Origin of the sequence: Paenibacillus sp. FSL P2-0121 (genome assembly GCF_037975345.1) — a bacterium.
GTDB lineage: Bacteria > Bacillota > Bacilli > Paenibacillales > Paenibacillaceae > Paenibacillus_AQ > Paenibacillus_AQ odorifer.
This window is the reverse complement of sequence record NZ_CP150245.1, coordinates 3,605,538-3,627,787: the sequence shown is the minus strand read 5'-3', so window position 1 is coordinate 3,627,787 and position 22,250 is coordinate 3,605,538. Positions and strand designations below refer to the sequence as shown.

Genomic DNA, 22,250 nt, shown 5'->3' with positions numbered 1-22,250 from the left:
TGGATGTTAATCTATTCAATGGGTTTTGGTCGGAGAGTTATACTTTTGGAGGTTTAAGTTCATGACAGTAAAAGAACATATTCTTGCCTTGCTCGACAGTAATAAGGGTGAATATTTTTCCGGCGAGGAAATAGCCGTTCAGTTATCCGTGACGCGCAGCGCGGTCTGGAAAGCCATAAAATCTTTACAGACAGACGGTTATTCCATACAAGCTGTAACCAATAAAGGATATTCCATGTCACCACAAACGGATATCTTATCAACCAGTGCAATTTCAAAGTACCTGGATACTCAGGGGCAAAAGTTACGTGTTGAAGTCTTTAAGACCATATCTTCCACGAATGAAGCCGTAAAAAACCTTGCCTCAAATGGAGAAGCTGAAGGTAAAGTGATTCTTTCGGAAGAACAAACAGCTGGTCGCGGGCGAATGGGCCGGAAATTTTTTTCTCCACCTGGAACGGGTATCTATATGAGCATCCTGCTGCGTCCCAAGCTGTCCGCAACAGACTCAGCTTTATTGACCACTTGCGCCGCAGTAGCTGTAGCCCTTTCTATCGAGAGCGTATCCGGTAAAGAAACGCAGATTAAATGGGTAAATGACGTTTTTATGGAAGGTAAAAAAGTATGCGGGATCCTTACCGAAGCATCCGTGTCACTGGAAAACGGCTGGCTTGATTATGCTGTCCTCGGCATCGGTATCAATGTAGTCCTCCCTTCCGAAGGCTTTCCCAATGATCTTACCGAGATTGCGACAACTGTAATTTCCGAAAACAATCCTTATGGTGATCTCCGCAACCGTCTCGTTGCAGAAGTACTAAACCATTTCATGAGATATTATGAACATTTAACGGACAGATTGTTTCTTTCCGAATACAAAAAAAGGTTAATTTCACTTGGCGAACCTGTGACCGTGATAAAGGATAATGAACAACGTAAAGCAACAGCCATTGATATCGATGACGATTGCCATCTGAAAGTCAGATATGAGAATGGTGACGAGGAATATCTTTCAAGTGGAGAAGTCAGCATTAAAATTTAACTGGAGCTTCGCCTCCAAAGCAGCTAGTGCTGCCTCATGGCAGGCTGCTTCATCATACGAGCCAAAAAAACCTTGCTGATCCAAGGTTTTTTTAGATGAACTAAAAATTTCAACTTAAAGCTTAGAATTTTACTGTACTAAAGTATCTAAATCAGGCTGCAATTTGTTCCGCAGAACATACAGCATGATGGCACCCACAAGGAACGCAACAGCATCTGAAATGACGAGCGACCAGACTACTCCGTGGAAACCGTTCATTCGATTAGCGATATACAATACTGGAATCAGAGTAACACCTTGAATAATTGACATAATAAAGGCGGCGGTTCCTTGTGCTGTCGCTTGGAAGATCCCCGTAAACAACGCGGTCGTTCCTGAAATGAACAGGGATAAGAACGTTACATGAAGAATATAGCTGCCCAGTTCAATTAATTGCGGGTCATTCGTAAATAAACCGATTAAGTGGTCGGAAATCAGATATACAATAATGCCGAACACGGCTGCTAATGCCACAGTCACTTTGATTGTGAATGTAATGGTATGCTTCATGCGTAATTTATTGGCTGTAAAAGAGAAGGCAATCAGCGGCACGACTCCCTCACATAAGCCCATCAGAATAACCTCTGGAAATTGTAATAATCGTGATGAAATTCCGAAGGCCGCAATGGCCTGCTCCCCATATTCGACCAGAAAACGGTTAAAGATAAGTGACATTGCACCCATGAAGAGACTCATAACAAAAACGGGTACTCCAATTTTAAATACATTGCTGAGAATGTCTTTGGAAGCTTTGAACCATTTTACAGAGATGGTTAAGAATTGGCTCTTATATCCCATGTGGAAGGCGTAGAATGCACTTGCAACCAAGTTAGAAATGACTGTAGCAGATGCAACCCCGATCACGTCCCAATGGAAGACGAAAATGACTAGCGCATCGAGAATAATATTCACAACAACACTGAGAAGCATGCCGATCATCGAAGTGATCGCTGCCCCCTCCGAGCGCACGATATTCTCCAGCGTGAAGAATAGAACGACGAAAGGTGAACCAATAAGCATAATCGTGACATAGTCCTTCGTGAACCCGAAGGAGTCAGGCGTCGCTCCCAAGCCATGAACGATTGAATCGATCAACGGGATGCCGGCAGCCATCAAAATAAGACCGAGAGCTAAACTGCTGTAAAAGGCGAATGAAGACACATGCTTTACATCATCATATTTTTTCTCTCCCAGCAAACGGGAGATGAATGCACTGCTACCGATACCAATCAAGTTACCTAGCGCCATAATGGCGGCGAATAACGGTAAAGTTAGTGCGAGTGCGGTTAACATCGCAGTATTGCCCAGTGTACCAAGGAAATAGGCATTCAAAATGGAGTATATGACACTCATCGACATGCCTAGCATCATCGGTACTGCGAAGTGAGCTACGGCTTTTGCGACAGGTGCTTTTTCAAAGTAATGGAGGTTTTCTGCATCCATAAGGTTCACCACTATCTTTCTTTATTTTGTTTTTTGAAATTACTTAGAATTCTAACTATCGGTCCAATATGATCCGTGACGCAGCAACAAGCAAACCTGTACCCTAACGACGAGTTTTCAGATTTGGCGTACGAAATTTGACTATTCTTCAGTTTCACATTACGCTGCCTTTGCCGTTCATCTTTCTCTGGTGGAAAGGCAGCGCCTCAGCTACTGTTTGCTAAAAGACTTTAATTACTTATCGTCTGGGTCATGTGACTTGTCAGGTGACGAATTACTGTCATCGCTGGAAGGCCAGCCGAATCCGCGCATGTCACCACGCCCTTCTCCGCCAAATCCAGGGAACCTTCCGCTAAAGCGTTCGTCCCTAGAATTTCCCCACATTCTGTGCATTTGTCCGCGCATAGCCATCATTTTTTCAAATTCCTCTGTTCCCATACGCGCCTTGGCAGCTTCCATCCACATAGCCATCAAATCACGTTCTCCGTCCGATCCAAGTTCTTCCTCCAAAGCTGTAATGACGCGAGTTAGGTAATCCCCGAAAGCTATCTGCTCTTCTGGCGATAAGCGAGAAAATATGTTGCCGCTGTCTATCTCTTGTTTCTCTTCCTCTTGTCCTTTTTGCGTTAGGTAAATCAACATGATACGTTTGTCTGTTTCTGAGGGTTTACGGGTGATGTATTCTGCTTTCTCCAGTTTACCAAGCAATTCATTGAGGGATGATACACGGATGTCCAACATATAGGATAAGTCTTTGGTGCTGATACCGTCTTTCATCCGAAGAAACGCTAATATCCTCCCTTGCCCACGTGATGCGTCGGCCATAGGACCAACCGCGGCATGAGACTTCAAGTGTTGCCTTTGCAACAGCCATTGCAGTTTCGCGAGTTTTTCGTACAATTCAGTATTCATGTCCATAATGAATCCTCCATTAAGTTTTTACGGTACCTGTTTAACTTTATAACGGTACCTGTTGATTTGTATTATAACGGTACCTGTTAGATATGTCAAAATGTTTTTTTACAGGTACCGTTAATATATTGTTTGACTGTTTATGGACGTGGCTTATAAGCTTGCAAACAAATACAAAACCCGCGCATTGCGCGGGTTATTTTAAAATTATATTGTGATTAGTTTTCATTTTTTATATCTGCAAGCAATCCTTCAAACCACTTCAGAGCGGTTTGCTCGCCTATTCGATGTGCCTTGATATTCTACTTATCACCGGCAAGTATAAGCCACTTGCGGTTATGATGTTCCTGTACTTCAACGGGGGTATCGAAGAAATCACTCAAAACATCTGACTGCAAGCAGTTTACTGTCTCGTCACCTTTGTAGATTTCACCGTTCTTTACCAGCAGCGTGTGCGTGAAGCATGGTGTTATCTCCTCGATATGATGGGTTACATACAGCAAGGTTGGTCCACCAGGTTGCTTTGTTATCTTCTCGATCATCTGCAGCAGCTGTTCACGTGCAAAAATATCTAGTCCCGTGCACGGCTCATCAAGGATTAGTAGATCTGGATTGGCCATTAGTGCGCGTGCAATGAGGACTTTCTGACGCTGTCCTTGCGACAAGGTATCATATGTACGACCAGCCAAAGAAGAGCAGTCTAGAAACTCCATTAACTCCTCGGCTTGCTTTTGATCCTCTTCATTCGTCTTATCATACAGACCAATCGTCGCGAATTTTCCGCTTAGGACGATGTTCAGGGCAGTCTGATGGCCGTACAGCTTCTGCTGCAAGGAGGTGCTTACCCAACCGATTCGTTTGCGTAGCTCTCTCAAATCCACATCGCCAAAGCGATGGTCCAGCACTTCGACTTGTCCTGTTGTCGGCCAGATATAGCCGTTCACGACGTTTAGCATCGTCGTTTTTCCTGATCCATTCAGACCGACGATACACCAGTGTTGTCCCTGCTTCACTTCCCAATTCATATCGCGTAAGATCATTGTCGTATCACGTTGCCATGATACATTTTTGAGTGATATAATCATGCCCAATTTTCCCTCCTTAAACATGCTTCAATGAGTTCAATATTATCATGGTAAAGTCCTTCCCGTAAAAAAACATAAACGCAAGATTTTCTCGCCAGCGGTTCTACGGACAATTAATCTTTGATTCTCTGTTTGTTTCGGTATACTGTCGGAGGGATCCCGTTAAGCTGTTTAAAAATCTTACTGAAATGATATTCTTCGTAGTACCCGCATAATTTGGCGATTTCCTTAACTGGATAATCGGTAAAAACCAGATAACGACAAGCTTGCTGGTTCTGTAAGTGCATATGGTATTCCTTTGGCCCCATCCCCGTAAATTTCAGGAACATCTTCCGCAAGTAAGATGGCGAAATGCCGTATTTCTCCGCCAATTTCTCAATCCGGTGATGATCCTTATAGTCGTTCTCGAGAGTTTTCTTGATCTGTTCGAAGGCGGCGAAAGCTCCAGACTCCATCAGATTCCAGTCCGGTTGTACGGTCTGGTGCAGCTTATGCAGCAGGATCTGCATTTTAGCCCGGGATACAGCTATACCATCGGTTAGTCCGGGTAGCCAGTCCTGGTGAATCCCCCAGACCAGCTGGCTAATTTCCTCAGCCTGCTGTTGGTTATATTGGCTTAAGAAGGGAAGTCTCAGTTTTCCGATTGGCTTGACTTCCTTCCATACCGCATCATAACTAAGCTCTGCACAATCGAAGAGCAGCATCGTTATGCGAAGTGGAGCATCCATCTGCGAGCGCATGGACAGTTTAAGGCCTGGTTTTAAATAGATTAGCATTCCAGCCTCTACTTTGTGCTCAACATTGGTCAGGAAAACCCCTTTACCTTCATGAATCCAGTACAAGCTGTGCACATTTACCATGTTACGGATGTCCTCCCAGCCGGGATAAGTAGCTTTGTCGAGTACAAAATGGATATGCACTGTGAGGTCATTCAGCTTGTAATCATTTTCTTCCAATTAATATCCCCTCCTGCTGCTAAAAGAGCGATTTAAACAAGACGGTAACGTTTTTTTCTATTCATTGCTTAAACTCCAAATGTTACTATCCATATTATCAAGATGTCTGAAATTCACAATACATTACAGGAAAAAAAGGAGGAACACACTTGTTAAGGACTTTTAGCGAGTATCAAATTCGGAGAACTGCGCTGTTGGATGGGCCTTGGGATTTCATGAAGGATCCGTTAAATACGGGTGTTCAAGAAAAATGGTTTGAGCGATTTCCACATTCTTGGCAGTCTCTTTATGTGCCCTCGTGCTGGAATAATGAACTGGGAATGTACGATTATGAAGGTGTCGGTTGGTATCGTAAAAAAATACAGATTGTGAATTCGCAGCATGTCAGACTCATCTTTCATGCCGTGCTGGGCCACGCCGATGTCTATTTGGACGGGCAGCACCTTGGGTATCACTATGGAGGATTTACACCTTTTGAATTTATTGTTCCTTCCTTAGGAGCAGGAGAACATGAGATTATCGTCCGGACGGACAGCACCTTGGACCGACTTACGATTCCTACGGAGCAGGTGGATTGGTTTCATTATGGGGGAATCATACGGTCGGTGGAGCTGCAATATTTGCCTGAACTTTACATCGAACAACTGAAGATTGATTATGAACTGCATGGACCAGATGCCGATGTCACTGTTCAGGTGAGGCTCCATTCCTTCTTTAAGGAGCAGCACACTACAAAGATCACATTCTCCGAAAGCGGACATGAATTGCACTCGGAAGAAGTACAGATTGAAACTGGCCAGACCCTCAGTCATACGTTCAAGTTGCTTATGCCTGAAGTACGTTTGTGGAACGTAGGTCTTCCAGAACTGTATACCTTTCAACTGCGGACAGAGGAAGACGACAAGATTGAACGGATCGGTTTTCGCTATATTGAAACAAAGGATCATCGGATTCTAATTAACGGTTCACCCGTTTATCTTAAGGGGGTGAATAGACATGAAGAGCATCCTGAGTGGGGTTTCGCCTTCCCTCCGAAGCTGATGCACAAGGAGCTCAGTATCATTTTGGAGTTAGGTTGCAATTCCGTCCGGGGTTCTCATTATCCCCAAAGCCCATATTGGCTTGATCTACTCGATGAGCAAGGGATTGTATACTGGAGCGAAATTCCGATATGGGGAGCCTTTCTGCCGAACGAAACAGTAAGTGAGCCGCTCTTCCAGGAGCGTGCACTGACTATGATTGAAGAAATGATCAGCTTGCATATGCATCACCCAAGTGTGATCTTTTGGTCCGTTCATAATGAGATTGATACCCGGACGCAAGAAGCATATGCTTTCACACAAGCTCTAGTCGGATTGGTGAAGAAACTCGACAGTACTAGGCTTGTCACCTACGCTACGATGCATCCACTCGAAGATATTCTACTTCCTTTATTCGATGTTATCGGTATTAATAAATATTTTGGTTGGTACGAAGGCGATACAGCCAGCTTTAAAGACATGCTGGAACAGTTCCATGTGCGTGCGGAGCAGATGGGAGCCGGTGACAAGGTAGTGCTCATGACCGAATTCGGTGGTGCTGGACTATTTGGGGATGTGGGCTGGGAGCAGAGATTGTTCAGCGAGGATTATCAGGCAGATATTGTAACTGAAGCACTGGCGATCTTCAAAAATGATTCGAAAATTGGCGGGACCTACATCTGGCAGTTTGCAGACATCCGCGGCGATCTGAAGAGCAGCAGCAAGAACTTTCGCGACCGTGCCCGCGGCTTCAACAACAAGGGTCTGGTTAATGAATACCGCAAACCTAAACAATCCTTCCGTGAAGTGCGCCGTATCTATCGATCTTGGACAGATTAATATCCACATTGACTAAGAAGCCCATCGTCAACATGGGTTTTTTTAGTGTCTGCATTCTTAGTTCCTTACAGCTGGTGTCGGACGCGGTATTTATATAGTTAAACTGGGCGTATTAAGTCGGTTCTATTCTTTGCGTACTCGGGTAGCAGTAAGTTGATTGTCTATTTTCGGCATTCGATACAAGTGCTAGATAAAGGAGTTTTAATCTAGAGTGATCAGTATGGTATGAATAATACTTGTTAATTTCTCATGGTCCGTTGCCGTTTTTACCATTGTACGTAGTCCTAACCAGGCATTCATTAAATAATGGGAAATAGCCTCGGGCTCCAGTGAAATTCTAAGTTCACCTCTTTGCTGGCCAGTCTGAACGAGGTCATATAACAACTTCTCCGTTTTTGAATAGCTATTCTCAACAAAGGATGCAACCTCCGGATCCAGTACTCCCAACTCCACACCCGAATTAACTATGAAACATCCTTGAGGTTCTCCTTCGCTCCTCATCGAGGATTCTAGAAATTGTCGAATGATCTCCTTTACGGGTTCTTGTTTCTCAACCAAGAAGCTCATTTTTTTGTTTTGAGTAGATTCGTACCGTTGGAGTGCCGTCAAATATAAGGCGTGCTTATCACCAAATGTATCATAGATACTTCTTCTGTGAATTCCCATACAGTCTACCAAATCTTGCATTGAAGTTTTCTCGTAACCTTGCATCCAAAATAGTTTTATCGCTTTATCTAGTACTTCATTAATTTCAAATTCTTTGCTTCTTGCCATTGTAATCACCTCAAGCAATCATTATACATTTAAGTAAACGATCCGCAAACTAATATATAAAACGTAAATAAAATCAAGCAAGATGCTTGATTTTATTCATAACATGATAACTTAACTGATGCTTACCGAAGAATTCTTACTTTGTCTGCTTATAAACAATCCAGAGTCCAATCTTTTTCCAGCGTATGCAAAAAAGTTGTACCCCACGTTTAAGAATAGGGAAGCCAGTTCTTTTTGCTCCAGTTTCTTCAACGATCGTTTTAGTGACTAATATCTAATTCGATTTATAACTCAGATATAATTGGATAGATTTGATCTCTCAGATTGAAGTCATAGTTCTGGTCAACAATTCCTATCATATCATTGCTATCATAAAGCTCTACCATGAAACTCGCCATTTGTTTGGCAGTGTGGTATTTAGGCATGTTTGCTTTGTAATCAAATTCTTCAGCATCTATAGATTTCTTCACAAATTCCGTTTCAGTTATTGCTGGTGCTAAAACCTTTGCTTTTAATTTCGCGCCTTTAAGCTCTAGTTCCTTTGCAAGCCCTTCGGTGAAGGCACTAACATAATATTTAGATGCAGAATAAGCAACGCTCCCAACAGCAATGGCATATCCGAGTGCGGATGATACGTTAATTAACTGAGTTCCTTCTACATCAGCATAATCTCGCACAAATAGTGTAGAAAGGATCGTCAAGGATTCGATGTTAACACGTAACATAATTTCAACTTTATCTAAATTCTGTTCTACCACAAAAGAAGCTTCACCAAGTCCTGCATTATTAATCCAGGTTTCTATTTGGTATTCCTTCAAAGTGTTATACAGTGTGTAAGCCTGCTCTGTAACAGACAGATCACTTGAACGAACAATAACATCTACATTAGGATCAATATTCTGAATTGTTGATTTAAGTTCTTCTAATTTATCTAATCTTCTAGCTACCAAAATTAAATTTTTACCGCGTGCAGCAAACGCTAATGCTGTTTCATACCCAATTCCTGAGCTTGCTCCTGTAATCACTGTATATTTCATATTATTCTCTCCCTTTTAAGTTTTTTGATCATTTAACAACATTTCAATAGAGTTTTGTTCACGATTAAACTTGTATCTCATTCATCCCTCCCTTAATAAATTTCTTCAAAATATTCAAGAACGATCATTCTAGTTAAGGTAAAAAAACTACACTATTAACTCTAATTTGCATCAGTATATCAATTCTAGAATGATCAGTAAAGAATTTTTTGACAACAATTGAGCCCCCTCCTTAAAATCTGATAATAACTTTCCCTTTAGGATGACCTTCAGCAACAAAATTCAGTGCTTCGTTAATATCTTCTATATGGAATTCTGTAGGGTCCACTGCTGGTACAATCCCATTATCTTCAATAATCTTCGTAATTTTCTTTAATTGTTCGCCATCACTGCGAACAAAAATGAAATGATATTGAATCTTCTTTTTCTTCGCTTTATGATCATACTTAGCCCCGGCGATGGTGAAGAGCTTTTGTTTCCAGCCAGAGAAGCCCAGATCTTCTGCAAAACGTTTGTTAGGACCGGTCCGCAGAGAAAGAAGGCGGCCTCCTGCTTTAATAATTGAAAGCTCATGATCAAATTCGCTGGGTCCTAAGGTATCCATCACATAATCAACATCACTAAGCTGTTCCCAATAGTTCGTAGTCGTATAATCAATATATTGGTCTGCACCAGCGGCCATTGTCCGTTCACGTGCTCCTGGATTTCCACTGATGATGACCTTGAGCCCCATGCTTTTGGCGATAGGAATGGCCATTTGGCCAAATGAACCAGACCCTCCAGGGATAAACACGATTTCGCCTGCTTTAGCATCTAATTCTTCATTTAATCCTTGATAAGCTGTTAATCCTGTTAATGGCGCAGCAGCACCAGTCACAAAATTCAGGTTGGCAGGTAGGTACCCGATGGCATCTGCATTAATTGCCGCGTATTCCGCAAAGGCACCGATTTTTTGTAGTGGCAGACGTGAATAAATTGCATCGCCAACTTTGAAACCTTGCACCTTCTTACCCACTTTTTCAATAACACCCGTCAGCTCGTTACCAAGTACTAATGGGAATTCATAATCCTGAATCAGCTTTACACTTCCGGTACTAATGAGCAATTCCAAATGATTAACTGCTGCTGCTTTCACCTGGACCAAGACTTCGTTATCACTTATTTCTGGGATTGGAATATCGTTCACTTTTACTATGAACTTTTTTGAATATTTGGTGATCTGTGCTGCTTTCATGATAAATGACCTCCTATGCGTTAAAAAAGTAACATTTATTTATTTTTGTAACTCACACAACAAGCATAAAACTATAAGTTACAAAAGTCAACAATTGTTACTGGATATTTCATATGTTAAAATACTCGCAAGTGTATAAACGACAAAAAGGAATTTATTGAAGAAAGAAGGGTTGACAGTCGGTGGCTAAAATCACTCAAGAGCTTGTTATTGAAACAGCTGAGGCATTAATTAAACGCACGGAAAAATCCGAAGTGACACTCTCACAAATTGCGGATGAATTAAGTATCACCCATGCAGCGCTCTATAAGCACTTTAAAAATAAGCAAGAGCTCTGGGCAGCCGTATCTAAGAGCTGGTTCAACCGGATGATTTCAGAACAAATTAAATTAGATATGACTAATTTAACTAAACCGCAAGAATTGCTTCACGATTGGCTATGGGCATTTGTTAACGCAAAAAAACGCGCTTATAACGAGAATCCCAAGATGTTTGCCTTGAATACTCAATACGTGGATAGCAATCCACTGGTATTACGCAATGTTCTCTGGGATTCCTACCAAATCATTGACGGCCTCATGGACTATCACGATCCCCACTTGGAACGGGCTGAGGCGATTCTCTCTGCGTTTGCAGTATTTAGCCTCCCATCCTTCAAAGAATCCTGGAATTTACCTGACTACCAAGACAGGTTTGAACGCATCTGGAGTTTAATTAATAAGGGTCTTTGAATTCAAATCCCTTAGTTTTAAAAAAATTATTCTTCAATCATAAACATGGTCCAGAAGCTTCTGTCTTCTGAAGTACTGTAGTTGTTCTCCCACTTTTGTCCGGTTCCGCCAATTTTCGTAAACTCGGAGTAAAATTATCATTGCGAAGTCCTGCTTCGGTGGAATACGCGGAACTCCTCACTGAGCATGCCAACATGTGCGGGTTACGGACGACTCTGGAACCTGTGGCTGGTGCTAGATATGCGCCGCACGGCGTAATCCTTTATTGGTTCTTCTAAGATTACAACTTATAAAAAGAGGTCTGTTGTAATAAGACAGATCTCTTTTTTATTCCTTATTTTCATTCAGCGGATTATCGAATTAATAAATATCGTTAAAGTGCAAGCGGATTACAATATCCTGATCGTAATTGCCGAATCTCGAACCATAGAGTGTCCATTCCCCCTACAGTTCCCTTTAGCTCTAAAAAGTTTAGCTTTTTTTCTCGGCTTCTATTCCGCAAGCTTGTAAGTCCAAGCAACTCTAAGAGACCAACCACCTCCTATTCTCGATACTCATCCCCGACTGCCTGCGCTCGGTTCTACCGCTGTTGAATTATGATTACCCGTTGCATTAATATTCCTTGCATACAGGTTATCTTTTGTTTGATTAGCTGAGTACTTACCAAAGGTGTTGGAAGTCTCAATGACTCCCCATCAATCCCTGCCTCGGTTGGAGATACACTCCACCATCTCCAGTGATAAGCAACTTCATTGAATGCAAAAGGCATTTATACTTCCAATCATCACGTTGAAAAACATTTGATTCCTCCACAACTCGTGTTCAATTTTATCGTTCCTTATTTTCACATTTATCCTTAAACTTGCACGAATGACGACGCCTCAAATTGACATACCAATTTTATGTGAAAAGCTGCAATTTCCGTGTTTTTGTGGGCATGCTAATGTTTGTTCAAATTCAACAATAAAGGAGACTGTTTATGACAGGGATTCTAGGCGGTAACCCCAAAGAAGAACCGATGCATTATGGAGAGATTTTTACGGTTTGGCAAGCCTCTATGGTAGCAAAGGGAGCACTCTCTTGTTACAGAGCTTATATGTATCACGCTGGTGACAATGACCTGAAAAAAATATTAGGAGCTTTAATTGATCAAGCGGAGCTTGAAATCAGTGAGTGTGATACACTGCTCTCAGAGCAAGGTATTGCATCTGCACCAGTAATGCCAAATCGGCCCGATGCCAAGCTTGAAGATATTCCTGTAGGGGCACGTTTCACAGATCCTGAAATTGCTGCCAAACTTGCAGCTGATAATGCTGTTGGACTTGTGGCATGTAGTCAGGCAATGGGACAATCGATCAGAGAAGATATAGGGGCTTTGTTTGCTAAATATCACCTTACCAAAGCAGCCATCGGCCTTAAAATTCTACATTTGACTAAGAAAAAAGGCTGGTTGATTCCTCCACCTCTTCTTGTCAAACGACCTGAATCCGTTAAGGCGTAATCCTACTCACTCTTCAGCTTCTTATAAAAGAAGGCCTGCAATCATCCGCGGGCCTTCTTTTGCTTGTCCTACTACTACCTTTATTAGAATATGTTATCTATATTAAGGAGGAGGACAACATTAACGTATTTATAGGTTATATGATTCTAGGATTATCCCTCTCGGCACCTCTCGGACCCATTAATGCAGCACAGCTGGACAAGGGACTCCGCGGAGGATTTATGCCTGCCTGGATAGTTGGTTTAGGGGCGGTTAGTGCCGATATCATCTATATGCTGCTTGTTTATTTTGGCCTCATTCATCTGCTGGATGCTCCGTTTGTTAAAGTGTTTTTATGGTTGTTCGGATTCTTTGTCCTCGTCTATTCAGGTGTAGACAGCATTAAAAATACAAGAGAAATTTCAGGGATCGAGATGAGGGGAAACGATGTCTCACTGTCCAAATCTTATCTTTCGGGATTTCTGATGTCCTTGTTTAATCCCCTCTCCATCCTTTTTTGGCTGGGTATATACGGCTCAATATTAGCTAAGGTGGTTAGCGAGTATCCAATTCAGCAGTTATTGATCTACAGTGGAGCGATCGTCCTCGGGATTTCACTCTGGGATGTAGCCATGGCTGCCGCCTCCAGCCTCTTTCGGGGCGCTGTTCTTTTAAGAATAGCTAGGATACCCAAACGTGCTTCTACAATCATTCATCTCACTCCTAAATACTCCAAACCGTATCCAGCAGCTCGTCCACTGCTTGAATTCTGTTCACAGAGGGTGTTTGTATTAAATTCCCTCTGACCATAACCATAGCTACATTCGACAAAGCTTTTATGTTCTCCAATGGGTTTTGCTCCATCATGATTAAATCCGCATATTTGCCAACATCTATAGAACCTGTCAGGTGATCGATTCCCAAAATCTCTGCATTTGATTTGGTTACTAGTTCAATAACCTGACTTGCGTTCAGCTTTGTTTGTCGCATGAAATGATCAAGCTCACGCCAAAGATCATAGTGGGTTACATAGGACATAGCGGCATCCGTGCCCACACCAATTTTGATATCATGTTCTATAGCCTGCTGTAGCCCTTTTAACATTGAGTCATACACAAGCCGGGCATTTTCCTTAACGGTTGTATTCAACTTTGTCAGGCTCGGATCTAATTTCGCACTGGGATAAGCTGCTTGTAAAGTAGGGATCACAGCGGTGTAGCCCTTTAAGGCTCTGGGATTATTTTTGTACAGCCTGATCATTTCCTCATCCATCTCCGCGCCGTGTTCAATAGTATCTACCCCACCCTTTAACGCAACTCTTACACCTTCGGTACTTTCTGCATGTGCCGCCACACGCATCCCAATTTTATGAGCTTCCTCGCAAATCGCAGCCACCTCTTCTTCCGTCATTTGCAAGCGGCCTGCTTCTCCGACCCTTTTGGCATCGGTAACCCCGCCAGTTACACATATTTTGATTAGGTCCACTCCGTTTTTTACATTGATTCTTACATTTCTTCTCCCTTCCCATGGTGAATCACCGACCAAAGCCAAATATGGTGCACCGTGGCCATCCGTTACGCTCAGGAAATACCCGGATACCAAAAGATTAGGTCCAATAAATTGATTTGCCTTAATCTCATCCCTCAAAAGAACATCAGTATAAAAAAATTCACCTACGCTACGCATCGTTGTTACTCCGGAATGTAATGCGGTTAGGGCATTTTTTTTCATCCGTTTCTTCAATACGTTTCTGCCCAGTCTCGTATCCAAAATATGATGAAACGCAAAATTCAGCAGCCCTTCACTGGCAGATAGCGTAAATGGCTTCCCATCGGCAAAAAGATGAACATGCGCGTTGATGAGACCGGGCATCACATATTTCCCCGAACAATCGATCGTTTGGTAATGGGTCGGAACAGTTACAGCGCTTGCTTTCCCGATCTCTTGAATCAATCCGTTTTCCTGAATCAAAATAGTCATATGGGTATCCGTGCCTTTTATTGCATCTCCATAAATAACATTGCAGTCCTTAAATGCATAACCTATCTTCATCGTAGCTTCCCCCGTTTCATGATTACACCGTCCAATAATGAATTAAATATTCATTATTGGATTAAAAAAATAGGGACCCTCGTAGATGCTAAATGTGCATATCCACTTGGTTGTCCCTCATTGCAGTGTTGTGCGCCAGTTCCACCCCAAACCTTAATTCGGCGCATTGACGTTATTCGTTTAAGCTTTTTAGTCCATGCAGCCAGTATAAGCTTAATGCCTCAAAAATCCGTTTCCGGCTATCGGTGCTCATCTCGTGCTTTAATAAATCCAGGATCATATTGATGACATTGTTCGCGATGATCTTCAGCAGAATCATATTTTCTTCGGTTCCGATTTCGTATCTTTTATAATGATCCTTAACATAGGGTCTTTTAGTTTCGATCATCAGATCGATCAGCTCGTTTTTGGCATTGCTATATACGGTCCCTTTATTCTTTTCAAAAATAATGACAATCTGCCTGCTGTATTGGGTTAATATAGTTATTTGCTCTTGAACGATAGCTGATTTTTTCTCATTATTAACATCATCAAAAAAAGTCTGGTTATCGATGCGAATATTTTCCACTAACACATTCTTCAAATAGTCCACTAAAGACGGCGGAACAACCGAATAGAACAACTCTTTTTTATTTTTAAAATAAGTATAAATATTTCCAACAGAAATTTGAATTTCATCGGCAATATCATTCATTTTGGCATCAGAGAAGCCTTTTTGGAAAAATACCTTTAAAGCGGCGGATTCAATTTCCTGTTTTACTTCATCTTTTTTTGACTGCATATTGCCCCTCACCTTTAATAATGAACTGATAATTCACTATTAAAAATAATTCAAAAGATTGAATTTGTCAAACCACATTCGTGATTCAGCCATTACAATATCTCGATATAGCCTTCTGTTCCATGCACACGAATTCGTTGCCCGTCTTTTATCAATTTGGTAGCATTCTCCACGCCGACAACTGCTGGCAAGCCATATTCACGCGCAATAACTGCCCCATGGGTCATGAGTCCACCAACTTCAGTAACTAGGCCTTTTACAGATACAAACAATGGAGTCCAGCTAGGGTCAGTAAATAAGGTAACTAATATATCTCCGTTTTCCAGATCAGCATCCTCCATGTTTAAGATGACACGCGCACGTCCCTCTATAACACCGGCAGAAACCGCTAAACCTACAATAGCTTCAGTTGGGAGGTTTTCTCGTTTATACTTACCCGCAATGATTTCACCTTCAGACGTAATAACACGTGGTGGAGTTAGTTTTTCAAATAATTTGTACTCTTCTTTGCGTTTGCTGATGATCTGGTAATCCAATTTATTTGTGCTTACAACTTCGCATAGTTCTCCAAAAGTGAGATAGTATATATCTTCTTTTTCAGGAATAACTCCCGCTTGTATTAGTTGTTCAGCTTCTTTCAGTAAAGCTTGTTTATAAACGAAGTAGCGATTAACCATACCGTATTTGGGGTATTCCCTATACCCGCTGAAATTCCGGATGAGATCAATCATTCGTTTTGTTTCATTCGCTTTTTGTTCACCATCGGGTAATTGCTTCAATCGATCTAATAGCTCTTGTTCTTTTTTCAAAGCTTCCTGTCGACCTTGCTCAAATTTCCGATGGCCAGCATTAGGTTTAAAGTTTTTGATATTACTGAGAATCATGGGGACAAGTGTAGTTGGTTTTTCGCTCCAACGAGTTCTTGTAAGATCGATTTCTCCGGTACATCGCATTCCGTATTTACTGAGATAGTCATAGAAAGCGTCTTGGGTTTCCTGCCCACCCTCAAAACTAACCAGTTCATTTAAGAAATTATCATCTTTAACCTGCTGTAAATAATCAATGACTTCCGGATATGGCCGAATCACATCAGCGAGATTGAGTAGCGCCAGACCCATTTCTGAAGTAATATTGCCCTGTACAGATTGAGAAAGCGTATCCGCTGCGTTTTTTTCACCTAACCACTCATTTATTTTTTCATTGATCCATGCTGAGGCATCCATAGCCGCCATAATCACACGCATACTTTGTGGGTTGAATAGAATCTTCTTTAATTGCTGCATATCTTCCAGAATAAAATCAAACAACTCCGCCCCTGATTTGGTTTGAATGATTTGTTGCAACTCTTCTATCGAGGCTTGGTTGCTCTTAATGAGGTCAGAAACGATTGTCGGATCATTTTCGAGTTCTACTTGAGAATCACTAGGTGGCAGGCTTGTATTGCTCTTACTCGGAGTAGAAGCCTTTTCATTATCTGCCGAAAATTTTATAAAATCTTCTCGCTCTACGATGGTTATGAGTGCGTCTTTTATGAGGGGATCAGATTTACCTAAGGCTTCTATGATCATTTCTCTGCTGCCAGGTGAAGCAAGACTTGATGTGACATCAACAAACAATCTTCCGCCAGCTGTACGCATAGGTGCAGGAGTCGTTAACAGGTAAAAAGCCAATCCCAGCGGTTTCATGGGATCTGTCATCATTTGTTGATGACCAACAGATACATAAACGTGGTTTTCTTGATCATTCGCTTCAGGGATGGGGAATAAAGTCGTGATCGGCCGACTCTGGACGATATAAAATGTATCCTCGGCCAAACACCATTCGATATCTTGTGGGCAACCAAAATAAGCTTCAATCTGTCTGCCTATCCTTGCTAATTGTAAAATTTGTTGTTCAGTAAGTGTTTGAGTCTCTTGCTGATCGAGTTCGATCTGCCGGGTCTCTGTTCCGCCTTCTTTTAGTCCGTAAATAGCCAATTTTTTGGTTGCTATTCTCTTATCGACAATTTTCTCTTGCTGTACTTTATAACCATCGGCAGATACCAAGCCAGAGACCAGAGCTTCGCCAAGTCCAAAACTGGCATCGATGGATAGCAGTTTTCGGTTAGAAGTAATCGGATCAGCGGTAAATAAAATCCCTGAAGCCTGTGGAAAAACCATCCTTTGAACGATAACGGATGAATAAACTTGACTGTGGTCAAATCCATTTTGCATACGGTAGATTACGGCACGATCCGTAAATAGAGAAGCCCAACATTTGCTGATATGCTGAAGGATTGCTTCTATGCCGATGATATTTAAATAGGTATCTTGTTGACCTGCAAAAGAGGCATGTGGTAAATCTTCAGCGGTGGCACTAGAACGCACTGCATAAGCATGTTCATCACCCAGCTGGGTGAGATAGTGAGAAACTGCCTTCACAACATCGAAAGGAATTTCTGCTTCCACAATGATTTGCCGAATCTTCTTACTGATTTCACCGATTTGATCCCGATCTTCTACTTTTAGCATAGTTAGTTGATCCAACAAAGCATGATACGTTTGGTTCTGTTCGAGGGCTTGGTGATATCCTACTGTTGTAATACAGAATCCTTCTGGTACTTGTATTCCTTCTATTTGTGATAGTTTCCCTAAATTTAACCCTTTTCCGCCAACGAGCAAAAGCTGTGTATTGTCCACTTCCTGAAAACCGAGAACTAAAGAACGCATTTATTATCGCTCCTAACTATTAAATTGAGAAAAAAATTGACAAGAATTTAACGGTATGATAATATAAATATATAAGATGCAATTATTATGCCTAACTATAGAATTTCAGTCGTGAGTTGATTATATCATCGTGTCTTTTCATATGCAATATATAAGAATCTGATGAGATAAATCAGGTTCTTTTTTTGATTTCAGCTATCATTAGTGTTAAAGCAAATAAACCGTAGCCCCTCAAGTGGCCTACGGTTTATTTGCTTTAATATTAGAATGACGTAATAGGGTATATTATAATCCCTTCACTTCAAACTCATAGATCCGCGCTGCCGTATCGGCTCCCTGCGTAGGTTTGAGAATCAATAATTTTACATAGCGGGCTTTTACTAACGCAATTGAATCAGTCGACTCGGCAGCCGAGTTTCCTTGGACGTTGACGACATCCGTCCAGTTCGTTCCGTCACTGCTGACCTGAATCGTATAATCACAGGTATTAAAACCGGACCACTCTCCTCCGCTCTCGGCATGCTTGATAACAAAAGCGCTGAGTTGATGTTCGGCGCCGAGGTCGACCTGAAGCCAATGGGGCAGATTACCAATTGCGCACCATTTACTGTTATCCGTCACTTTACCATCTACGGCGTTAGGTGCACCTTCCTTTTCCCCGCAGGCATGATCGGCTGTTGCAGTTTTACCAAGTGCCAGATTTTTCACTGCTCCAGCTTCCTTACTCACTGTGATGAGCTCTTTTTTCGTAATTGTGTCTTGGCCCGAGCTGTTAGTTGCAGTCAGCGTCACACTATAAACGCCTTCCTGAGCGAACGTCACAACTGGGTTCTTTGATGTGCTGACCGCGGGGCTTCCGCTTTCGAAGGTCCATGACCATCCTTCTGTCACTTCAGTCGACAGGTCGGTGAAGTTTACGCTCTCGCCTGGAGCGACTAGGGTTTGATCAGTTTTGAACTCCGCAGTCGGCTTTGGATAATCCGGCCAGCTGATCTTCACGCTAGAGGATTGACCTTGCTCGTATCTTCCATTGACGGCAACAACCTTCAATACTGTGATAGTTTCTTTGTCTATTCTTCGCATCTCAGGAACGTAAAACACATGATTTGGTGTTGCACCTATGAACATCTCACTGCCATCTGGAAGCACTCGATAGATTTCGTATTGCTTGACCTGTTGGTCAAGCTGTTTCCACTGTAATCTGGCATCTCCATAAATACCATTGCGAAAATCAGTTTGAGTGACCTTAAGATCGCGAACCGCGGGTAGTGGTTTGATCGGGTCATTAGCATTTTGAATGGAGAGCTGGCCAATTTGAATGTTGTAATTATTAACCTCATTCTTAGAATCAAAATACAGTGACAACGCTACGATCCGTTTCCCTTTGTATGGGGTCAAATTCAATGTTTCAGTTGTCCAGTCTGGCGATGTCTTATCCTTCACATTAAGGAAGATATTTTGATCGGGCTGATCTGCGAATGCAAGACCAACCTTCAGGCTTGGCTTATTTTGTGTTTTGTACGTAATAGACAGCTTTGTGCTTGCTTCGATCTTAAGGTCGGTCTTGTAGAGCTTCAAATGTGTCGCATTGTTAGGGTTCAGCACGCCTGATACCTTCAACGAACTGCCGCCGTAATAGGCATCGGACCAATCGAGCACTGGTGAAAGCGGGGTACCTTTGCTGTCTGCAATCCAGCGCCAGGAGGGAAGAATATCCTGCAGACTCCGGTTGTTCCAGCCTTTATCCCGCACCTGCTTCCCTCTTACAAAATATTTCTGTCCGCTTCCCGTGTTGAAGTTGGTGGTGAAAGGCAGCTCATTGATTGGTGATGATTCGATCACATCGTTAGCGATACCTTTCCAGGCTTGATCACTCGAGGTGTTACTCGGATTCCCGTTTGGACCCACCCAGAATTTATTCTCGCGTACGAAGAAATCTTCCATACTCTCTGCGCTGTTAAAAGCCCAATCGGGGCGGTAAATACCAAGGGAAGTAACGGCAGGATCTTTATCCGGAAACAACAGATTCCAGTTCACCTTTGTATCGTAACCCTTGGCTTCGACATCGATGCCTGCATACAAGTCATATGGACTTCTGCCCAAGCTTCTAGCCTTCTCTGCCGAGCTTTTAAGATCCTTCCACCAAAAGTTCAGGAACATATTGTCTGTAATTTGCTTTTTATTGTCTTGCAGGAACATCGCATTCTTGTCGTTAAGTGCATTTTGCCAACTGATACTGCCCTCATTGGTCATGGAATCATACCATACGATGTGCATAGAATTTGACTTGTGTGATTCCAGATAACTTAGGAAAGCTTTCATTTGCTGTGCGTCGGCCGGCGTTCCGCCCTCAGTCTCCTGGTTAATAAACCAGCCGTCAAATCCGTAATGGCTCGCAACCTGGATCAACTTGTCAGCAGCAGGAAAGGAGCCGTCACTATTCTGCTGAAGCATCTGCTTGACCCATTCATACTTCCCGCCATATACGGTTGGTGGAAAGAACACCGTTCCGATGATCGGCACGCCATTTTTATGAGCCGCGTCGATCGTATCAGCGCTTGGAGGTACGATGATCCCTTCGCCCGCGGAACCACCCCAATAGACCAGCTTGTCAACATATTGCCAATAGGTAAATGTGTTAGCTTCGAATTTGCTTGAACCCTGCGATGGAACTCCGCTTGTTCCCGGGTTCAGTGCTGATAAAGCCATGACTTTTGGCGCTTTGGTTGCATGAGCGTTGACTCCATCTGCTACAAAACGGTCCTGCAGCGGGACTGTGCTCCGGTTAAATGCGGCATCCGGGTCGGATGCCGGACTCCACTGAAGCAATTGCTCCGGAAACCAATAGGATGAATAAGGCTGTTTCGCGAACGCAGTTGTGGATAAGGCTGCGCACATCACAAGTAAGAATATAAAACCTGCCCCAATCTTTTTCATGCCATACTCCTCCAATCGATTGATTAAATGATTGCGCTTACATTTTATCAAGTTGGACAAAGCTATAGATAGTGGATTAATGGCAAGTTCAGGTGCATTTATTACAGGTTGTCAGCCTAGGCTATAATCCCAGTGGGGAATTTGCTCCTAGAAATTTGATATTTATATACAAAAAGCCGCAATTATGCGGCTATTAAATGTTTATGATAAGGTATAGCGTCAGTTATTACGCTTTTAGGTTTAAAAGAAAATGCCGTGTGTCCTGATAAGCCTCTGTCCAGCCCATCTTAGCATAGAATCGAAGTCCATCGAGTCCCTTAAAATAATAGGCACCGATTAGCCGCTCCTCAAAATTCGGGGTCACTATTCTAGCTTTCTTTTGATAATTTTGATATGTGTTAATGACATCACACCAAGGCATATGCTTGTCGAGAACCGCAAGGTCTATGAGAGAATCGCCATACATGCAATTTCCATCAATAATGCCGGTTATCCGTGTTCCGTTGGACAACATATTCCACTGTTGAAAATCTCCGTGTATAAAGCTTCTATTAGATTCATTATAGGGTACATAGGTCATCAAACGACTATAGATTTCTTCGTATACGTCTCTTTCCAAGCAAGACGTGCGGAAGAGTTCATGCCAATTCTCCCAGAATGTCCCCGTCTGATCTTCCGCATTTACGGCAATGACGAAGTCTTTCCAAGATGAATAGGAACCATTGCCGTCAGGTCCGATCCAACCATAACCGTTAGTTCCCCCAATATCCGCTTCGGCCATTCTTGTTAAAATGCCGATAATTTCTGGCATCAGACGGGTTTGTTCCTCTGCTGTACAATCGGATAGATTGCGACCTTCCATTCGCTCCATGATCAAATAGGTTAACTGATTAGTCCTCCCTAACCCCAAACATTTTGGGAAAGGGATACCTTGGTCGAGTAGCAAATTAGATACAAATTGTTCGGTCTCATATGCTCGTTCCAAATCGCTGAATTTCACAACATAGTCTTTTCCTTCTAAAATAAAAGAAAACACGTTGCTTATATTGCCGCCAGACAACGGTGTAATCTCAGCCGCTCCCTGTCCAAGATGATTCCACAGTACTTTTTCAATTTCACTCATGGTCAATTCCGGTTTTTCGTAAGCCATTTTTACTCCAACTCCTGCTTATTTGAGTCTACT

At 42.4% G+C, this 22,250-nt stretch carries 17 protein-coding genes; 5 read left to right on the top strand and 12 right to left on the bottom strand.

The window, feature by feature from the left end; all coding sequences use genetic code 11:
• Window positions 1–61: 61 nt before the first annotated feature.
• Window positions 62–1,039 (top strand): biotin--[acetyl-CoA-carboxylase] ligase, encoded by a 978-nt coding sequence (locus MKY54_RS16035; protein WP_076130494.1) that lies wholly within the window; start codon window positions 62–64, stop codon window positions 1,037–1,039.
• Window positions 1,040–1,168: 129 nt separating this feature from the next.
• On the opposite strand, the gene MKY54_RS16030 is transcribed toward MKY54_RS16035, so the two are convergent.
• From MKY54_RS16030 to MKY54_RS16015, 4 genes are all read right to left on the bottom strand, one after another.
• On the bottom strand, window positions 1,169–2,521 hold the full coding sequence (locus tag MKY54_RS16030; protein ID WP_076130493.1) for an MATE family efflux transporter: 1,353 nt from the start codon (window positions 2,519–2,521) through the stop codon (window positions 1,169–1,171).
• A gap of 234 nt (window positions 2,522–2,755) precedes the next feature.
• Window positions 2,756–3,439: a MarR family transcriptional regulator gene (locus MKY54_RS16025; protein ID WP_339167864.1), complete on the bottom strand. Its 684-nt coding sequence runs from the start codon at window positions 3,437–3,439 to the stop codon at window positions 2,756–2,758.
• A 296-nt stretch (window positions 3,440–3,735) separates the two neighbouring features.
• A complete protein-coding gene (locus MKY54_RS16020) occupies window positions 3,736–4,518 on the bottom strand; it encodes an ABC transporter ATP-binding protein (RefSeq protein WP_339187041.1) in 783 nt (260 codons plus the stop codon).
• A 113-nt stretch (window positions 4,519–4,631) separates the two neighbouring features.
• On the bottom strand, window positions 4,632–5,474 hold the full coding sequence (locus MKY54_RS16015) for an AraC family transcriptional regulator (RefSeq protein ID WP_076278521.1): 843 nt from the start codon (window positions 5,472–5,474) through the stop codon (window positions 4,632–4,634).
• Window positions 5,475–5,623: 149 nt separating this feature from the next.
• On the opposite strand from MKY54_RS16015, the gene MKY54_RS16010 reads away from it, so the two are divergent.
• The gene (locus MKY54_RS16010; RefSeq protein WP_076190308.1) at window positions 5,624–7,333 is read left to right on the top strand and encodes a glycoside hydrolase family 2 TIM barrel-domain containing protein; all 1,710 of its coding nucleotides are present in this window, start codon (window positions 5,624–5,626) and stop codon (window positions 7,331–7,333) included.
• A gap of 201 nt (window positions 7,334–7,534) precedes the next feature.
• Here MKY54_RS16010 and MKY54_RS16005 read toward each other — a convergent pair whose 3' ends face one another.
• From MKY54_RS16005 to MKY54_RS15995, 3 genes are all read right to left on the bottom strand, one after another.
• The gene (locus MKY54_RS16005) at window positions 7,535–8,107 is read right to left on the bottom strand and encodes a TetR/AcrR family transcriptional regulator (RefSeq protein ID WP_076277331.1); all 573 of its coding nucleotides are present in this window, start codon (window positions 8,105–8,107) and stop codon (window positions 7,535–7,537) included.
• A gap of 284 nt (window positions 8,108–8,391) precedes the next feature.
• Window positions 8,392–9,144, bottom strand: coding sequence for an SDR family NAD(P)-dependent oxidoreductase (locus MKY54_RS16000; RefSeq protein ID WP_339187038.1), 753 nt, complete (start codon window positions 9,142–9,144; stop codon window positions 8,392–8,394).
• A gap of 232 nt (window positions 9,145–9,376) precedes the next feature.
• Window positions 9,377–10,378 (bottom strand): NADP-dependent oxidoreductase, encoded by a 1,002-nt coding sequence (locus MKY54_RS15995; RefSeq protein ID WP_339187037.1) that lies wholly within the window; start codon window positions 10,376–10,378, stop codon window positions 9,377–9,379.
• Between the two features lie 182 nt (window positions 10,379–10,560).
• Between MKY54_RS15995 and MKY54_RS15990 the strand changes: the two genes are divergently transcribed.
• From MKY54_RS15990 to MKY54_RS15980, 3 genes are all read left to right on the top strand, one after another.
• Window positions 10,561–11,109 carry a TetR/AcrR family transcriptional regulator gene (locus MKY54_RS15990; protein WP_076316426.1) on the top strand — a complete coding sequence of 183 codons (549 nt, stop codon included), beginning with the start codon at window positions 10,561–10,563 and terminating at the stop codon, window positions 11,107–11,109.
• A gap of 979 nt (window positions 11,110–12,088) precedes the next feature.
• On the top strand, window positions 12,089–12,610 hold the full coding sequence (locus tag MKY54_RS15985) for a DUF3231 family protein (protein WP_036677170.1): 522 nt from the start codon (window positions 12,089–12,091) through the stop codon (window positions 12,608–12,610).
• A gap of 119 nt (window positions 12,611–12,729) precedes the next feature.
• On the top strand, window positions 12,730–13,395 hold the full coding sequence (locus MKY54_RS15980; protein WP_339191207.1) for a LysE family transporter: 666 nt from the start codon (window positions 12,730–12,732) through the stop codon (window positions 13,393–13,395).
• Here MKY54_RS15980 and MKY54_RS15975 read toward each other — a convergent pair.
• The 5 genes from MKY54_RS15975 to MKY54_RS15955 form a co-directional block, all read right to left on the bottom strand.
• Window positions 13,313–14,641 (bottom strand): amidohydrolase family protein, encoded by a 1,329-nt coding sequence (locus MKY54_RS15975; RefSeq protein ID WP_339187034.1) that lies wholly within the window; start codon window positions 14,639–14,641, stop codon window positions 13,313–13,315. The two genes, MKY54_RS15980 and MKY54_RS15975, sit on opposite strands and share 83 nt — an antisense overlap.
• 172 nt (window positions 14,642–14,813) lie before the next feature.
• A complete protein-coding gene (locus MKY54_RS15970; protein WP_339187032.1) occupies window positions 14,814–15,422 on the bottom strand; it encodes a TetR/AcrR family transcriptional regulator in 609 nt (202 codons plus the stop codon).
• 92 nt (window positions 15,423–15,514) lie between these two features.
• Window positions 15,515–18,130 carry a phosphoenolpyruvate synthase gene (ppsA, locus tag MKY54_RS15965; protein WP_339187030.1) on the bottom strand — a complete coding sequence of 872 codons (2,616 nt, stop codon included), beginning with the start codon at window positions 18,128–18,130 and terminating at the stop codon, window positions 15,515–15,517.
• 285 nt (window positions 18,131–18,415) lie between these two features.
• Complete coding sequence (locus MKY54_RS15960) at window positions 18,416–21,067, bottom strand: discoidin domain-containing protein (RefSeq protein WP_339187029.1); 2,652 nt, start codon at window positions 21,065–21,067, stop codon at window positions 18,416–18,418.
• Window positions 21,068–21,293: 226 nt separating this feature from the next.
• Entirely contained in the window at window positions 21,294–22,217 is a 924-nt protein-coding gene (locus MKY54_RS15955; protein ID WP_076184961.1) for an aminoglycoside phosphotransferase family protein, read from the bottom strand.
• Window positions 22,218–22,250 lie beyond the last annotated feature (33 nt).

Excerpts from the sequence above, each read along its gene's own strand:
- MKY54_RS15970 (WP_339187032.1), bottom strand. The coding sequence starts at position 15,422 with ATGCAGTCAAAAAAAGATGAAGTAAAACAGGAAATTGAATCCGCCGCT.
- MKY54_RS16030 (WP_076130493.1), bottom strand. The coding sequence starts at position 2,521 with ATGGATGCAGAAAACCTCCATTACTTTGAAAAAGCACCTGTCGCAAAA.
- MKY54_RS15995 (WP_339187037.1), bottom strand. The coding sequence starts at position 10,378 with ATGAAAGCAGCACAGATCACCAAATATTCAAAAAAGTTCATAGTAAAA.
- MKY54_RS16020 (WP_339187041.1), bottom strand. The coding sequence starts at position 4,518 with ATGATTATATCACTCAAAAATGTATCATGGCAACGTGATACGACAATG.
- MKY54_RS15975 (WP_339187034.1), bottom strand. The coding sequence starts at position 14,641 with ATGAAGATAGGTTATGCATTTAAGGACTGCAATGTTATTTATGGAGAT.
- MKY54_RS16005 (WP_076277331.1), bottom strand. The coding sequence starts at position 8,107 with ATGGCAAGAAGCAAAGAATTTGAAATTAATGAAGTACTAGATAAAGCG.
- MKY54_RS16000 (WP_339187038.1), bottom strand. The coding sequence starts at position 9,144 with ATGAAATATACAGTGATTACAGGAGCAAGCTCAGGAATTGGGTATGAA.
- MKY54_RS15985 (WP_036677170.1), top strand. The coding sequence starts at position 12,089 with ATGACAGGGATTCTAGGCGGTAACCCCAAAGAAGAACCGATGCATTAT.
- MKY54_RS16035 (WP_076130494.1), top strand. The coding sequence starts at position 62 with ATGACAGTAAAAGAACATATTCTTGCCTTGCTCGACAGTAATAAGGGT.
- MKY54_RS15955 (WP_076184961.1), bottom strand. The coding sequence starts at position 22,217 with ATGGCTTACGAAAAACCGGAATTGACCATGAGTGAAATTGAAAAAGTA.
- ppsA (WP_339187030.1), bottom strand. The coding sequence starts at position 18,130 with ATGCGTTCTTTAGTTCTCGGTTTTCAGGAAGTGGACAATACACAGCTT.
- MKY54_RS16025 (WP_339167864.1), bottom strand. The coding sequence starts at position 3,439 with ATGGACATGAATACTGAATTGTACGAAAAACTCGCGAAACTGCAATGG.
- MKY54_RS15960 (WP_339187029.1), bottom strand. The coding sequence starts at position 21,067 with ATGAAAAAGATTGGGGCAGGTTTTATATTCTTACTTGTGATGTGCGCA.